This window comes from Herbaspirillum sp. B65 (assembly GCF_000333555.1).
Taxonomy (GTDB): domain Bacteria; phylum Pseudomonadota; class Gammaproteobacteria; order Burkholderiales; family Burkholderiaceae_D; genus Herbaspirillum; species Herbaspirillum rubrisubalbicans.
The window spans coordinates 1-16,641 of the sequence record NZ_BADI01000645.1 but is presented as its reverse complement, the minus strand read 5'-3'; the positions used below and the strand labels follow the sequence as shown (position 1 = coordinate 16,641).

At 61.7% G+C, this 16,641-nt stretch carries 11 protein-coding genes and 1 pseudogene; 5 read left to right on the top strand and 7 right to left on the bottom strand.

The genetic code is table 11. The annotated features are described in order from the left end of the window. Positions 1 to 57 precede the first annotated feature (57 nt). The 5 genes from I5W_RS33430 (at position 58) to I5W_RS15245 (ending at position 7,188) form a co-directional block, all read left to right on the top strand. Positions 58 to 708: a hypothetical protein gene (locus I5W_RS33430; RefSeq protein WP_252717041.1), complete on the top strand. Its 651-nt coding sequence runs from the start codon at positions 58 to 60 to the stop codon at positions 706 to 708. 178 nt (positions 709 to 886) lie between these two features. Next, positions 887 to 1,528: a hypothetical protein gene (locus tag I5W_RS33425; RefSeq protein ID WP_252717040.1), complete on the top strand. Its 642-nt coding sequence runs from the start codon at positions 887 to 889 to the stop codon at positions 1,526 to 1,528. A 30-nt stretch (positions 1,529 to 1,558) separates the two neighbouring features. Next, a complete protein-coding gene (gene tssM, locus I5W_RS15255; protein WP_044529867.1) occupies positions 1,559 to 5,395 on the top strand; it encodes a type VI secretion system membrane subunit TssM in 3,837 nt (1,278 codons plus the stop codon). Then, positions 5,392 to 6,378 carry a type VI secretion system-associated protein TagF gene (tagF, locus tag I5W_RS15250; RefSeq protein WP_017452617.1) on the top strand — a complete coding sequence of 329 codons (987 nt, stop codon included), beginning with the start codon at positions 5,392 to 5,394 and terminating at the stop codon, positions 6,376 to 6,378. Before tssM ends, tagF begins: the two co-directional genes overlap by 4 nt. 9 nt (positions 6,379 to 6,387) lie before the next feature. Continuing rightward, positions 6,388 to 7,188, top strand: coding sequence for an OmpA family protein (locus I5W_RS15245; protein ID WP_044529866.1), 801 nt, complete (start codon positions 6,388 to 6,390; stop codon positions 7,186 to 7,188). An 86-nt stretch (positions 7,189 to 7,274) separates the two neighbouring features. Here the strand turns inward: I5W_RS15245 and tssA are convergent, their stop codons facing one another. From tssA to tssC, 7 genes and pseudogenes are all read right to left on the bottom strand, one after another. After that, positions 7,275 to 8,402, bottom strand: a complete 1,128-nt coding sequence (gene tssA, locus I5W_RS15240) for a type VI secretion system protein TssA (protein WP_017452619.1) — start codon at positions 8,400 to 8,402, stop codon at positions 7,275 to 7,277. A gap of 24 nt (positions 8,403 to 8,426) precedes the next feature. Beyond that, positions 8,427 to 11,102 (bottom strand): annotated as a pseudogene (gene tssH, locus I5W_RS15235) (type VI secretion system ATPase TssH). Between the two features lie 75 nt (positions 11,103 to 11,177). Then, complete coding sequence (gene tssG / locus I5W_RS15230) at positions 11,178 to 12,266, bottom strand: type VI secretion system baseplate subunit TssG (RefSeq protein ID WP_044529865.1); 1,089 nt, start codon at positions 12,264 to 12,266, stop codon at positions 11,178 to 11,180. Further along, on the bottom strand, positions 12,230 to 14,074 hold the full coding sequence (tssF, locus tag I5W_RS15225; protein WP_044529864.1) for a type VI secretion system baseplate subunit TssF: 1,845 nt from the start codon (positions 14,072 to 14,074) through the stop codon (positions 12,230 to 12,232). Before tssF ends, tssG begins: the two co-directional genes overlap by 37 nt. Further along, entirely contained in the window at positions 14,075 to 14,563 is a 489-nt protein-coding gene (gene tssE / locus I5W_RS15220) for a type VI secretion system baseplate subunit TssE (protein WP_017452623.1), read from the bottom strand. It lies immediately after the preceding gene. 162 nt (positions 14,564 to 14,725) lie between these two features. Next, positions 14,726 to 15,217 carry an Hcp family type VI secretion system effector gene (locus I5W_RS15215; RefSeq protein ID WP_017452624.1) on the bottom strand — a complete coding sequence of 164 codons (492 nt, stop codon included), beginning with the start codon at positions 15,215 to 15,217 and terminating at the stop codon, positions 14,726 to 14,728. A gap of 34 nt (positions 15,218 to 15,251) precedes the next feature. Continuing rightward, positions 15,252 to 16,641, bottom strand: a 1,390-nt coding sequence (tssC, locus tag I5W_RS15210) for a type VI secretion system contractile sheath large subunit (RefSeq protein WP_044529863.1), incomplete at its 5' end; no start/stop codon positions are given.

Here is a 16,641-nt window from a genome sequence, read left to right as displayed (position 1 = left end):
GCACATGAATCAAGCGTGGCCTGCTGGTCTGCGCAATTTTCTTGAGTCACCTGGCTGATGTTCATCACCTATTGGTCCGGGGCCAACCACATGCCCGATGGCAGTGACGTGCTCCTTTCCCTGCTGGTGCTACCTGCCGGCTTCCTCTTGCTGATATGGGGCGTGAGCAAGGCCAGGACGAGCTTGGCCGCCGCTGCTGCGGCCAAGGCAGCCGAAGCGCCAGCCGCGCCGCAAGCTGGCACTGCTTCGGCTGAACCGACGCAGCATCCCGAACGCCGCTGGACCCTGGCCATCGTCGCCACTGCCCTGCGCTCCCCTTTCGGTGCCGATGCGGCCAACCTTGTGGCACACATGCAGGCACAGGCGCTGCGCTTGCCACTGGATGGCGAACTGACCGATGCGGAGGACTTCCCCATCCTCGCCGGGCGCATCGCCGAGCTCGATGCGGAAGCCACGCGCGAAACCTTCCTGGCCTGGCAACACCAGCGCTTCCCCAACCAGCCTACCCTCACCGAAGACGCCGATGAAGCTTGGCGCAGCCTGGCGCTGGCAGCCGATATCGCCCAAGAACTGGGCGACCGGCTGCAATGGCATCCCCTGCTGGAAGAGTACCGCCAGGCGCCCCGTCACCAGCAGGAGAGCGTGGGCTTGCCGCAATTGCACCTGCTGGCCCTGCTGCCGGCCAGTTGGCCGAGCGCGCAACGGTAGCAAGCCGCCCAATGCCTGGGCGAGCTGGTGGCGCAGCAAGGCTGGCCGAGCGATAAGATGACGGTGCTGCCCGCCGCGGCCGCTGACCCGGCCACCCGCTGCTGCACCTGGATCGCCTGGTCGCCACCAGCCGCGATGCACGCAGCCAGCAGCTTCCCCTTATCTGGCATCGTCCTACTTGGCCGTGGTCATTGCGGCGCAATCCAATCTGGGTCAGGACACCCGTGCAGCATGGCTGCAAGACAAGCAATTGCTGCACGGCCCCGCCAGCATCGGCAAAGCCCCCGGTGAAGCCGCAGCCGGTCTGATCCTGGCCGACACCACGCAAGCGCTGGCCATGGGCACCGCCGATCCGGTGCTGCTGCACCGGAGCAGCCTGGGCCGTCATGAACAGTCGATCGACCAGGCGCGCCGCATCGATGGTCAATTGCTGACACAGCTGGCACAGGCGGCGCTGCGCGATGCAGAAATAACGGCCGAGGCGATCTCGCTGCTGGCCACCGATGGCGACCAGCGTGCCAGCCGTACCGATGAAATCATGAAGCTGGGCGAGACCGTGCTACCGGAAATCGACCTGGGCAAACATTGCATCAAGGTCGGCGCCACTTGCGGCTCGGCCGGTCTGGGCACGGTGCTATCGGCCCTGGTGCTGGCCCATGCCGCCACCGAGCAGAGCGGCGAACCCAGCCTGTGCGTGAGCAACGAAGATGCGCATGAGCGGGCCGTCATCGCCCTCAGCCGTGCGCCCGTCATCAGCGCTCCTGCTGCATCCACCACTGCCCCGGGGACAGCAGCCGTCCCCGGCAGCGCCACCGCATAACAATAACTCCCACTCCAAAGCGCCTACATCATGCAACGACTCTGGCACATCCTCAGCGACACGCGCACCCTCATCATCATCGGCTTCGTGGCACTGGCCGCCTTCCTCTTCATCGGCGCCGACCAGTTGGAGGTGGCCCTGACCTGGGCCGCCGTCATCCTCGGCCTGCTGCTACTGGCCTGGCTGGCCGTCTGGCTCTACAAGCGCTGGAAGGCCCGCCGCGCCGCCAACCAGCTGGGCGATGTACTGGAAAAGCAGGCCAGCCAGCCGGCACCGGCCAGCAGCGAGGGGGTCCAGCGCGACGACGTGGCCGCGCTGCGCACGCGGATGCTGGAAGCCATCAACACCATCAAGACCTCCAAACTGGGCCAGAAGTCGGGCGCGGCAGCGCTCTATGAATTGCCGTGGTACATGGTGATCGGCAACCCGGCCGCCGGCAAGAGTACCGCCATCGCCAACTCGGGTCTGCAATTCCCGTTTGCCGATGAGAGCGGCAAGATCGTCCATGGCGTGGGGGGTACACGCAATTGTGACTGGTTCTTCACCACCGACGGCATCCTGCTCGATACCGCCGGGCGCTATTCGGTGTATGAAGAAGACCGAAATGAATGGTTCAGCTTCCTCGGCCTGCTCAAGCGCTATCGCAAGCAGGCGCCGATCAACGGCATCATCATTGCGGTGAGCGTGGCCGAGCTGACCGGCAACCGTCCCGAATTCGCCATCAACCTGGCCAAGAACCTGCGCCAGCGCGTGCAGGAGCTGACCGAGAAGCTGGAAGTGTTCGCCCCGGTCTACGTGGTCTTCACCAAGGCCGACCTGATCACCGGCTTCAATGAATTCTTCCTCGATACCGAACGCAGCGAACGCGACCGGGTGTGGGGCGCCACGCTGGCCTATGACCGCAAGCGCAGTGGCCAGGAAGTGAGCCTATTCTTCGATGAACGTTTCGATGAGCTGTATGCTGGCCTCAAGGAAATGAGCCTGGCCAACATGTCGGTCAAGCGCGGCGAGAACCTGGCACCGGGCGTGCTGACCTTCCCGCTGGAGTTTTCCGCCATCAAGGGCGCGTTGCGTTCCTTCGTGACCACGCTGTTCGAAGAAAACCCGTTCCAGTTCAAGCCGGTCTTCCGTGGTTTCTACTTCACCAGCGCCTTGCAGGAAGGCGCCACCGTGAGCGCTTCCTCGCAACGCATTGCCGACCGTTTCGGACTGACGCTGGAACACAAGCCCCAGCGCGAGATCTCCTCCAAGCACGGCTTCTTCCTGCACAACCTGTTCAAGCAGGTGATCTTCGCCGACAAGCAACTGGTGGCGCAGTACACCAGCCGCAACAAGATCCGGATGCGCTATATCACCTTCTTCGCGGCCGTGACGGTGCTGGGTGGCTTGCTGGGCGGCTGGAGCTGGTCCTATATGGGCAATCGCCAGTTGGTCGCCAACGTGCAGGCCGACATGGACAAGGCCGTCAAGCTGCAGGAAAAACGCCTGGACCTGCAATCGCGCTTCGAGGCCCTGGAAATCCTGCAGGACCGCATCGAGCAACTGGATCGCTATCGCGCCAGCCGCCCGCTCTCGGTCGGCCTCGGGCTGTACCAGGGCGATCTGCTGGAGCGCAAGCTGCGGGAAGAATACTTCGCCGGCATCAAGGAAATCATGTTGAAACCGGTGGCCTCCAACATTGAGAGCTACCTCATGGAAGTCAACGCCAACTCCGGCAAGCTGGAACCGATGTCGCGTCCGCCCCAAGCCGGTGGCATCACGCCGGTGGCCGACAACGGCGTGCAGCCGGGCAATGCCCTGCGTACCTACAAGGACAGCTCGGCCACCAGCGTGGAAGATGCCTATAACGCGCTGAAGACCTACCTGATGCTGGCCGACAAGTCGCGTGCCGAATCGAGCCACCTGAGCGACCAAATCACCCGCTTCTGGCGCGGCTGGCTGGAAACCAATCGCGGCACCATGCCGCGCGAACAGATGATTCGCAGCGCCGAGCGCCTGATCAGTTTCTCGCTGGAGCAGATCAACGATCCTTCCTGGCCCACCATCGAAAACAAGCTGACCCTGGTTGACCAGACCCGCGAGAATCTGCGTCGCGTGGTGCGCGGAATGCCGGCGCGCGAGCGCGTGTATGCCGACGTCAAGGCGCGTGCCGCAGCCCGCTTCGCCTCCATGACGGTAGCGCGCATCGTGGGCGACAAGGACAAGGAACTGGTGATGGGCAGCTACGCCATCCCCGGCACCTTCACCCGCGACGCCTGGGAAAAGTTCGTCCAGGATGCCTTCAAGGAAGCCGCCAACAAGGAACTGCAAAGCGCCGACTGGGTGCTCAAGACCTCCACCAAGGATGACCTGACGCTGGAAGGCAGCCCTGAGCAGATCCAGAAAGCCCTGGTATCGCAATACAAGACCGAATACGCGCGTGAATGGCAGAAGTTCCTGCAGGGCGTGAGCATCGTCGAATTGCGCAACCTGGATGACGCCACCAATGCCATGAACCGTCTGGGAGATCCGATCACTTCGCCCTTGAACAAGGTGATCAATACGGTCTACGACGAAACCTCCTGGGATAATCCCTCGCTGGTCGATGCCGGACTGGCCAACGCCAGCAAGGGCTTCATGGGCTGGTTCAAGGAAACCATCCTGCGCCGCTCGCCGGCGCCGGTCCCGACCCAGCTCAATACCGATGGCAGCACCGCCATTCCGATGGGCCCGGTGGGCCGCGAGTTCGCCGGCGTGGCCAGGCTGGTGGTCAGCAAGGACAAGGGAGCCTCGCTCATGCGCGGCTACATGGAGAACCTGTCCAAGCTGCGCACCCGCTTGAACACCATCAAGAACCAGGGCGATACCGGGCCGGGCGCCAAGCAACTGATGCAGCAGACGCTGGAAGGCAGTGGCTCGGAACTGTCGGATTCGCTCAAGTTCGTCGATGAAGAAATGCTGCCGGGCCTGAACGACCAGCAGAAGACCACCCTGCGCCCGCTGCTGGTGCGTCCGCTGGTACAAGGCTTCAATGCCCTGGTGCGCCCGACCGAAGGCGAAGTCAACAAGATCTGGCGCGCCCAGGTGTACGAACCCTTCCAGAACAACCTGGCAGCCAAGTATCCGTTCTCGCCCAATTCCAAGATCGAAGCCAACAGCGGTGAGATCGGCACCGTCTTCGGCGAGAATGGCGCCATCTCCAAGTTCGTGACTACGGCCATGGGGCCGCTGGTGGTGCGGCGCGGAGACACGCTGTCGCCGCGCAAGTGGGCCGACATGGGCATCACCTTGTCGCCGGCCATCACTACCAACTTCGCCGAGTGGATCAGTACCCCGGCCGGTGCCGGTGGCAATGGCGGTAGTGCCGCAGCCGACGCCCAGACGGTGTTCCAGATCCAGCCGCAGCCGGCGCCCGGTGCGCTGGAGTACACCATCGAAATCGACGGCCAGCAACTGCGCTATCGCAATACCCAGGCCCAGTGGTCCAACTTCGTCTGGCCCAATCCGCAGGGCGCACCGGGTGCGCGCGTGACGGCGGTCACCTATGACGGCCGTACCGTGGAGGTGGCCAACCAGCCGGGCCGCTTCGGCCTGGAACGCCTGATCAACACGGCCCAGCGCAAGCGCAAGGACAATGGCGTCTTCGAATTGTCCTGGACCAATGACGGCGTGACGGTGGTGGTGAACCTGAAGATCATCAGCAGCGCCGAAGTCTCCGGCAACGCCAATGGCACCGCCCGTGGCACCGCCGGCCTGCGTGGTCTGAAGCTGCCGGAAACCATCGCCGGCGGCGAACCAGTGGCAAGCCCGCCCAACACTCCGGCCGCAGTGGCACCGACAGCCCAGACGCAAACTCAACAACAAATCACCACAGGGGCTACGCAATGAGTGCAACCGGCACCCCCATCAAGATCGGCTATTTCGGCAAGATCCCGGCCCGCGGCGACTTCATCAAGGCGACCGACAACGCCGCCCTGATCACGCTGCTGGACAACTGGCTGGCGCAGACCATGGAAATGATCGCGCGCGATGCGCGCTGGAAAATCATCTATGACAGCGTCAAGCCCTTGCACTTCGTGGTCATGGGCCCACGCAGCCGACGCGCCGTGGCCGGCCACTTGCGGGCCAGCGGCGACCAGTCACAACGCCGCTTTCCCTTCATCTCGATGAGCGCTTTCGACGTCGAAGACCCGGTGGCCTTCGTGAGCAACAGTGCGCTGATCCTGTCGCGCCTGTGGTCGCGCCTGGAATCCTTGACCAACGCTGTACTGAACGCCCCCGATCCCGGCCAGGCCTTGCAGACGCTGGCCTCGACCACGCTGGAACTGGACATCAACAGCGCCGGCTACAGCGCCGCCTTTACCGATTTCCTGGAACTGCAGACCACTGGATCGCTGCAGCAGATGCTGGAACAGGCCGGCTTCAGCGGCAATCTGCGTCAACTGTTGCTGGCGCTGGGTCTGCTGTTGCAGCCAGTGATGGCCAGCACCTCCAGCCGGCTGGACAAGAACCTGATCCTGCCGCTGCCACGTGATCCGATGTACCGTGGCCTGGTGGCCAGCTTCTGGATGCACTTGATCACGCCCTTCCTGTCGCGGGCCGATTTCGAACTGGCACTGTTCCTGACCCGACTGGAGGAGCAACCCTGCATGTTCCTCGGATTTTCCGGTGCCTCGCCGCGCACCCTGCATTCGATCATGGATACCCAGGCCGGCGCCGAGCACAACATCGCCTTCGACGAGGCCGACTGGGTCGAAGAACACGTCGGCAGCGACTACGGCATCCAGAAACTCTCCAGCTACCTAGCCCATCCCGACCTGTCGCTGCAATCAGCCATGGGCTCGTTCCGCGAAGCTTTCATCGGAGCCTGAATCTTGAATATGAATATTCTTTCCTCCCCCAGCCGCCTGAGCTTGCTGGCAGCGGCCTTGCTGGCCTGCACCGTCAGCCAGGCACAAAACGTCGCCCCCCCCGTCGCCACGCCGGCCCCCGGCCAAGTGCTGGTCACCGGCACGGTCCCCGATGAGGCCAGCAAAGCGACCGCCCTGGCGCGTCTGCGCGAAATCTACGGTACCGACCGCGTGGTGGACCAGATCGCCGTCGGCCAGGTCGTCTTGCCGGCCAACTGGAACAATCATGTGCAAAAGCTGATCTCCCCCAGCCTGAAGGCGGTCAGCCGGGGCCAGTTGAAGATCGATGGCACCAGCGTAAGCATCACCGGCGAAGTCGCCAATGAAGCACAGCGCCAGCAGATCGCCAGCGAGATGGCCGCCAGCCTCAACTCTTCCTATACGGTCAACAATGGTCTGCGTGTATCGACCTCGGAACAGGGACTGCTGGATAATGCCCTGGCCAATCGCGTGGTCTCCTTCGAGAGTGGACAGGCCACGCTGACCCCGGAAGGCAAACGCATCCTCGATGAAATCGCAGCCACCATGCTCAAGCTCAAGGGGCGACGTGTGGAAATCATCGGCAATACCGACAACGAGGGCCTGCGCGCCAGCAACATCTCGCTGTCGCTGGCCCGCGCCGATGCGGTCAAGGCCTACCTGAGCGCCAAGGGGGTCGATGAAAGCCTGTTGACGACCTCGGGCCAGGGGCCGGACCGTCCGGTCGCCTCCAACGCCACTGCCGAAGGCCGCGCCAAGAATCGACGCATCGAGTTCCGCATCGCCAAGTAGTGCGCAATGGCAGGCTGACAAAAAAACGGAACCGGCGCACTAGTGGCACCGGTTCCGTTTTTCATTGCGCCGCATTCGTAGCTGGATCAGTCCTGGGGTGGTGGTTGCAAACCCAGCAATTCTTCCACATGGGACAGCGCAGCATTGTCCTTGATGACGGTCTTGAGCCAGGCATGTAAGGGCATCTCGCCCCACTGCGCGGCCTTGTCCGCCAGGTGCGCAACCGGACTGTGCGGCTCGGTGCGGCGGAAGAATTCGGCGACCGCCCGCAGTTGCGCAATGGCTTCTGCCCGGGTGCGGATGGGGCCATTGTGCTGCGCCGACCTGTTGGGCGCCGCCCCGCCATCGACCGTTTGCTCTGCTGCTGCCGGCGTATCCTCCTGGACGGTCTCGACTTCTACAGGCGAGGCCGAACGCAGCCCGGTATCGGCGGCGAAACGTACCACGGTGTCATGCACCAGCGTAAGGGCCTCGCGGGCGGCGGAAAATCCCGGACCATCGACGCCCAGGCGCGCATCCACCGACTTTTCAAGTTGTTCCAGGCATTGCAGGCCATACTGGGTATCGGCCAGCATGGCTTGGTAGAAGGCGTGCGAGCTGCGCTTGCGGGCCGATTCCATGACGGCCAGTTTCACGCCTTCTTCCGGCTGACCACCCTCATTGGCGATACGTTCGGCATTGGCGGCCCGGGTGCGGGCGGCATCAAAATCGAGCAGCGAAAAGGCCGTGCCTCGCCCTTCGGTCAAGGCAATCTCACGCGACATCTGCACAGCCCGCGACAACAGCCAGGTCAGGTTGCCCACGCGGCGATCGTGGTCGCCGTCTTCGGAAGGCGGATAAAGGTGATCCCAGAAATGATCGAACAAGCCTGCCACCAGCAGGAAGCCGTCGCCCAGGCCGCGCAGGCCGCGTGTCTTGCAAGCCGCTTCGCTATACCAGACCGCCAGACGCAAGTCCTTGCTGCGGGTTTCGATCAATTGGGCGCAGCGCTGTTCGACGAAGGTCCAGTCAGCTTCCTTGATGTCGGTGACCCATTCCCCCTGGTCCAGGGTCGGATCATCGAAACGGCGGGCCTCGGCGATGGCATCCAGGTCGGCGGTGAAGGACAGGTCCTCGCCACCCGGGTGGTTGTCATTGATGGGCTTGAGCAGCGGATCAATGGCGGAGGTGGGGGGCTTGCTCCCCAGCAGGGATTTCAAGGTAGGTAGTTTCATGGTCGGCACGTTGCTGATCTGGATTTATTGGATGGTGTACTTGAAATCGCCCTTCTTGCTGGCCGACACCTTGATGCTGCTGATGCCCTGCCCTTCGGCCATGCGTGCCAGTACGCTCTCGGCGATTTCCGGCAACAGGCTGCCATTGAGAATGTTGTCCACATTGCGCGCGCCCGAATCGACCTCGGTGCAACGCGCCAGGACGGCCTCGACCAGCGCCTTGTCATAGCTGAACTCGGCCTTGTGGTTCTCGGCAATGCGCTTGGCGATGCGTCCGAGCTTGAGCTTGATGATTTCCACCAGCACTTCGTCGGCAATCGGGTAGTAAGGGATCACCTTCAGTCGCCCCAGGAAGGCGGGCTTGAACGCCTTCACCAGTTGCGGGCGGATCAGGGCGTCCAGCTCATCCGGCGTAGGCAGCTCCTGCGCCGTCTTGTTCAGGCAGGCTTGCATCATCTGGGCCGATGCCACATTGCTGGTGAGGATGATGATGGTGTTCTTGAAGTCGATCTCGCGACCTTCGCCATCATCCATCACGCCCTTGTCAAAGACCTGGAAGAACAGTTCCAGGACATCCGGGTGGGCCTTTTCCACTTCATCGAGCAGCACGACGCTATACGGATTGCGCCGTACCGCTTCGGTGAGCACGCCACCCTCGCCATAACCGACATAACCAGGCGGCGAACCCTTCAAGCCGGACACCGTATGGGCCTCCTGGTATTCGCTCATGTTGATGGTGATGAGCTTGCGCTCGCCGCCATAGAGCACATCGGCCAGGGCCAGGGCCGTCTCGGTCTTGCCCACGCCGGACGGTCCAACGAAGAGGAACACGCCCTTGGGCTTGCCCGGATCGTCCAGGTTGGCGCGCGAGGTGCGCACGCGCTGGGCCACCGCCGAGGTGGCCTGGGGTTGGCCCAATACACGCTCGCGCAGCAAGGCATCCAGGCCGAGCACGGTCTTGATCTCATCCTTGACCATCTTGCCCAACGGGATACCTGTCCAACCGGCGACAATCTCGGCCACGACATGACCATCCACCTGGACCGGCACCATCGGCGTCTCGCCCTGGTGCTGCTTCAATTCGTCCAGCAGTTGCTTGAGTTCGGCCCGCGCTGCATCGGCATCCTGGCCGGTTTGACCGTTGCGGTTGGCGTCTTCCAATGCGGCGCGGGCTTGCTGGATGCGCTCGTTGAGTCCGCGTTCCTGCTCCCACCGCGCCTTGAGATCCGTTTGTTCCGCCAGCGCTGCTTCATGCTGGGAACGCAGCTCAGTCAAGCGCGCTTCATGCAGCGATCCGCTGGCCGCTTCACGCTCCAGGGCCGCCATCTCGGCAGCGATGCGCTCCAGCCGGCGGGTTACGCCTTCCAACAGTGCCGGTGTGGCATTCTGCCCGAGCGCCACCTTGGCGCAAGCGGTATCGAGCACGCTGATGGCCTTGTCCGGTAACTGCCGACCACTGATGTAGCGATGCGACAGACGGACCGCTTCGCTGATCGCTTCGTCATAGACGCGCACGCCGAAATGCTTTTCCATCAAGGGCGCCATCGCCCGCAACATGGCGCAGGCCACCTCTTCGGTCGGTTCTTCCACCTTGATGACCTGGAAGCGCCGGGCCAGTGCGGCATCCTTTTCGAAATACTTCTTGTATTCCTCCAGGTAGTAGCGGCAATGGTGCGCAACTCCCCGCGTGCCAGCGCGGGCTTGAGCAGGTTGGCCGCGTCATTCTGTCCGGCTTGGCCGCCGGCACCGATCATGGTGTGGGCCTCGTCGATGAACAGGATGATCGGATGCGGGCTCTTCTTGACCTCATCGATCACGTTCTTCAGGCGGTTCTCGAACTCGCCCTTCACGCTCGCCCCCGCCTGCAGCAGTCCCATGTCCAGCGTATGAATTTCCACCCCCTGCAAGGCCTGCGGTACGTCACCGGCGGCAATGCGCAGGGCCAGGCCTTCGACCACGGCGGTCTTGCCCACGCCGGCTTCGCCAGTGAGGATGGGATTGTTCTGGCGACGGCGCAACAGGATGTCGACCGCCTGACGGATCTCACCATCGCGCCCGATCACCGGGTCGATCTTGCCATCGCGGGCGCGTTGCGTGAGCTGGGTGGTGTACTGGTCGAGCGCCGGGGTCTTACCGGAAGGGCGCGCATTCATCTCCCCGACCGGATCAGCGCTTTCGTTCATATCGCCCGCGGGGGCCTTGCCCGGAAACGCTTTCTGCAAGGGCTTCGACGGAACCTTCGGTCAGTTTGTACAGATCATGCTTGAGCTCGGCGACCTTGAACTTGGCAAACAGCTTGGAACCCCGATAGGCCAATTGCTACAACTCGCTCTGGGTCAGCAGTGCCAGCAGCAGATGGCCGCTGCGGATGGCCGGATTGCCGCCGTCCAGCGAGGCGATCAACCAGGCGTGTTCGAACAAGGTCTGCAGATGCGGCGACAGGACCGGGGTGCGGGTATTGCCATTCTTGAAGGTGGCGATTTCACGTTCGAGATCGGCTTGCAGACTGTCGATGCTGATGCCACTGCGGCGCGCGATGAGACTGAAATCCGATTGTGGCTGGTCGAGCAGGGCCAGGAACAGGTGTTCCAGGTCCACCTCATATTGGCCACGGGACATGCACAGCGTCGCGGCGCGTTCAGTGGCTATCCGGGCGGTGTCGTTGAGTTTGCTGATCAGTGACTTCAGGTTGATGCCCATTCTGCTCTTCCTTCCTGCTCTGGTGATCGCGACCGTGTTCGATCGCGTTTAGTGATGGATACGGTCGGTTGTGTGTCACTGCACGGCAATTTCATAGCGGATATCGGCGCGGTCCCGGGTTTCCGGCTCCGTCGAGATGAAGGTATCCCATCCCAGGCGACCGCCTTGGCGCTTGGCGTCCAGGGCCATGCCGCGCACGTCCGGGGCGCGCAATACCAACTGCACTTCATATTCCAAGGTCGATCCTGTGAACATTCCTAACATGCGGGCCAGTGCAACCGATGCCCGTGCTCCCGGCAGGAACTGCTCGAAGTCGCGCATGGCCAGCGGCCCGATACGCAGACGCATCCGCAAGTCACGCTGCCAGACGCGCTCACCGGCCATGGCCGTGCCCAGCGCCGAATTGGTCGAGCCCAGCATGGTCTGGTGCTCGCGCGGCACGTCATACCAATGGCCGACGAACTGTTCGATCTGCAAAGGCACCGAGAAATATTCACCCAACACCTTCTGCATATACGGCGCAGAAGCCGGACGATGGCGGAACGCCCCGGCGAAGTGCGCCAGCGACTCATCGCGCACGCCGCTGCCATCGACGGTGCGCAGGCGCTCGCGCAGTGAACGAAAACCCAGACCCGACAGCGAGAGCAACAAGGGCAGGAATTTGTCGCGACGTCCGGTTTCGTACTGGAAGGCCAGCCGGTATTTGCTCCAGGCCTGGTAGAACAAGGCCAGGGAACGGGTCGAGAAAGCGTCCAGGAAAGCGCGCGGGCCATCATCACGCTGCTCGATCTGGTGCCGGGCGATACGCTCGGTGTAGTGCGCGGGCAAGGTACCGCTGCCGCCCAGAAAGCCCATGAAGGTCGGCGTCAGGCGCACATACTTCATCTGCCCGCTACGCAGCGCCTGTTCCATGGCGCTCACCGAGAGCGCCTCTTCGCTGCGTGGCGGATAGGTTTCGATACGCTCGATCTCGCTGGCGGGGAAACCGAGCACGGTACGGTTGGCAAAGCGCAGGAAGTCGCACACCGCGCGTTCATGCGGTACGCCATTGCACTTGAACCAGAGTTCGATCATGCGCACGGCCTGGAAAAACTGGAAGCGATGGGGAGCGGCAAAGATCCGCTCGATCACGCTAGGCTCAAATCTCCGCTGCGTGGCCTGCATTTCAACAGTTCCTCCCCTGTTCTTTTGGATATCACGCTCAACTGCGAGAAGCTGTTGGCGTGGACGTACAAGCTGATGAAGCGATCGATCACGCCGGCGAAGGCGTGTAATCCACTACCGACGAAACCCTCTTCATCCACCGTCAGCTTGACCTCGATACCCCGCACCAGACTGGCGAAGGGATTGCCGGGCAACCACGCGGTCGTGGCCTTGTGATCAACGGCTGCGATGGCGCTGATCTGACGTTGCGAAATGGGCGAATTGGACTGGTCGTAGAGCGTCAGCATCTCCTGGAAAGCCTCCAGTCCGCCGCGCATCAACGACAGGTGATTGAGCGAGAGATGAGAAATCAGTCGCCATTGCGTCCCGCGGCCGCGCTCGAAGCGCGATGGCAGGGTCGGCTTGCGCAGCAAGGCGGCGGTACGCACGACACCGCCACCTTCCATGCTCAGGTCGCCACCGGGCAAGCCGTAGGTCAGCAAGGCCGGCAGGTCGCGATTGGTGCAGGTGAGTTCGATGCTCAGCGTATCGGTCTCGACCTTGGCCGGGTCGAAGTCGATGTCGACAATACAGATCTCGGTTTCATAACCAGGGCTCTTCAAGGCCACCAATTCGTCGCGACGCATGGCCCAGTAATGACCATCCTGCTCGGGTGACTGGCCGTGATGCAGGGAATAGAAGGGGCGAAAATGCGTGATCGACTCACCTGACGGCGTCTGCCGCACCAGCTGTACCGAATCGATCGAATAGACCTCGTAGCCGTATGCACGCCGGGCATCGGGCAAGACCGGATAGTAGGCGCCGGCGTGGGTCAGCCTGATCGGATCGCCCCGCTGCTGGAACAGGTTGATGACCGGAGTGCATCCCAGGAGCAGGTTGGCGGCACCCAGGCCGCCCAGTTGGCGGGCGATGTGTGAATCGGCACGCAGCCCGGCCAGCCCCAGGTGCAAGGTGAAGCTCTTGGTACCGACAGGCAGTGCCGACAGGATGGAGGCCAGGTCGATATCAAAGAAGTTGAATTTCTCCGGGAAGGCGAAGTACTCGGTGAGCAATCGGTAGGCTGGATGTGATTGGGCGGGGAAGTCGATCAGCGCATCTTCCTCGGCGAATCCGACCTCTGCCAGGGGGAGCTTGCGCAGCGCGACCCAACGTCCGCTGTGGGGGAGCTCGGCCCAGGCCGACACACTGCGCATGAAGAGCGTGTCGCGCAACGCCGCGCAGAAGGACGCCTCGCCATCGATGAAGACGCGTAACGAGGCGAGTCCCAGCTTGGCCAGGTTGATCTGATCGGACGTGGTATCAATGGTGATGGACAGCGACGATGTGATCGTGGGAGCTAGCACCACCGCCTCGGGCGCTTCGATGATGGGAGCAAAGATGGCCTGCGAGAGCCGGATCGGTGCAACCGGGACGTCATAGACCGTCTGAAAGCGGCAGACCACGCCTTTGACCGGGCGGGTCGACAGCGCCGTGCCGCGGGGAATTCTGGTGGCGCCGGTCAGTTGTGCGGCCGACGCAGCCGAATCCATGCGCGCAATCGAGCACGAGGGGAAAGGACGCAGGTAATGCGGGTAGAGGACCTCGAACAGGGCCTCGGTGAATTCGGGATAATCATCGTCCAGTCGCTTGGACACACGTGCATTGAGCAGTGCATAGGACTGGATCATGCGTTCGATATGCGGATCTTCACATATCTCGCCTGCCATCAGCAGGCTGCCCGCAATCTTGGGATAGCGCTCGGAGAACTCGCGGGAGTAACGCCGCAGGAAGCTCAGTTCCCGTTCGTAATAAGGTAGCAGCTCTTGCACTTAAACTCCTATGCGGGTCGTTCTCGACTTGCTGATCGAGTATTGCAAGGTGGATGGCTGCAGCACGGCATCGAAATTGACCGTCTCCCGGGCGGCATTGACCACCAGCAAGGCTGTGATAGCGAAATTGAGACGATTGATCGAGCCTTCCTGGATCTCCAGCGTCGCCTTCACATTGCGCAAGCGTGGCTCGTGGCGGGTAATGGCTTGTTCCAGCGCGCTACAGATGGCCATGCGGTCATCCAGGCTGGCCAGGCTCATGCCGGCGAAATCGTTGAGGCCATAGGCGATGATGGATTCGCTGCACTCGGGATATTGCTGCAGCAACTCGTCGGAAATGACGGAGCGCGTATTGAGCATGGCCTCGAGATCACGTGCCACCGCATCCTTGAGTTCTTCTATCGACAGACGACTGACGATAGGGCTGAAAGAAGATTTCGCCCCCTCGTTCATCAGCTTGTCAAACAGGCTGGGCGCAAAACCTTTCATTTGATTTCCCCCGGACTGGTTTATTGAATCTTGGAACGACTAGAACGCATCATCAAAACGGAAGTCCGCCGGAGAACCGGCGGACGTCTTATCCCTTTTCCCTTTTGGAGGACTGTTCTTCTAGTCTTCTAGCGACAGCTCATCCGTTACGGCAACTCAGACTCAGATGACCTTGTTGGTCGAAAGATCCCAGCCACCCGAGGTATTGCCGGCGGTACCACCATCCTTCTTCTGTTGCGTGTACTTCCACTTGACGGTGGAGTACTTCAGACCGACCACTTCATTCAGGATCTCGCCCGACTCGATGGTGGGTGCGACGCTGCTGATCATCACGTTGGTCAGTTCGATTTCGAAGTAGCGCACGCGCTCGCCCTTGCCATCGGCACGCATGAATTCGAACTTGGCCTTCGGGATGGTCTTGCCCGATGAAGAGTTTTGCAGCAGCAGAGGAGATGCCAGATCGGCCACCTTGGTGAAGACGATGTCCTTGTGCTCGCAACGTTCGGCGGTGTGGCCACCACCGGTCGATGCGGTCGCAGACTTCGGCTGCAAGACTTGCCAGTCCACGGTCTTGCACTCGATCCAGTCCTTGTGCAGGTCATCAGTGGATTCACCCTTGATGCCGTCGATTTGCAGATAGACGTCAATTGCCATAACTTATCCTGTAAACAAGAGGGAGGAAAAATAGTTAAGATTTCCCTGCCTGCGGCAACTCCGCAACCAGCCGAAGCGACACAGACAGTTCATCTAACTGAAAATGCGGACGCAAGAACGACACGGCGCGATAAACGCCTGGCCGTCCCGGCACTTCCGACACCTGTACCGAAGCTTCACGTAGCGGGAATTGCGCTTTGGCTTCTTGCGTGGCGTTGTCATCCAACAGCACGTATTGCGCGATCCAGCGATTGAGGAAGTCTTCGACGTTCGAAGCGGCAGCAAAGCTGCCTATCTTGTCCCGCATCATCGACTTCATGTAGTGAGCGATGCGCGAGACAGCAAAGATGTATTGCAACTGCGAGGACAGGACCGCATTCGCATTGGCGGCGTCCGTGTTGTATTTCTTGGGCTTTTGCGCCGACTGCGCACCGAAGAAGGCGGCGTAATCGGTGTTCTTGCAGTGAACCAGGGAGATGAAACCGAGGTCGGAAAGCTCTTTTTCGCGGCGGTCGGTAATGGCGATTTCGGTGGGGCACTTCAAGGCCACTTCGCCCTCATCGGTCTTGAAGGTGTGCGTGGGCAGATCCTCCACCAGGCCGCCACCCTCCACGCCACGGATCGCTGCGCACCAGCCGAAGTCCTCGAAGGCCTTGGTCAGCTTGCTGCCGAACGCGTAGGCAGCGTTACACCACAGGTACTTGGAGTGATCGGTGCCGTCGACATCCTCGACGAAATTGAAACCCTCGACCGTGGTGCCATCCTTGGGATTGAAGGGCAGACGACCGAGGAAGCGCGGCAGCGTCAGACCGACATAGCGCGAGTCTTCGGATTCGCGGAAGGATTTCCACTTCGCGTATTCGACGGTGTCGAAGACCTTGGACAAGTCACGCGGCTTGCCCAGATCGGCATAGGTCTCCAGACCGAACAGTTCAGGCGAGGCCGCGGTAATGAAGGGGGCATGGGATGCCGCAGCGATGCGCGACATCTGCTCAATGAAGTACATGTCTTCCGGCTGGCGGGTGATCTCGAAATCTCCCAGCAGGGCACCGAAAGGCGCACCACCGAAGGTGCCGAACTCTTCTTCGTAGACCTTCTTGAACATGGCACTCTGGTCGAATTCCAGCGCAGAGTTGAAGTCCTTGACCAGTTCCTTCTTGGTTGCGTTGAGGATCTTGATCTTCTGGTTCTCGCCCACGGTGGTGTTGCGAACCAGGTAGTTCAACCCGGTCCAGCTGCCCTCCAACTTCTGGAATTCGGGAGCGTGCATGATGGCGCTGACCTGACTGGAAATCAGACTGTCCAGTTCCGCAATGCGGGCATCGAGGGTCGCGGACAGATTCTCGGACACGACAACCGTGCCTTCCATCACCTGGTTGACCAGTTCGGCGATCAGATCCTTGGCGCGATCGTGCTCGGAAGAA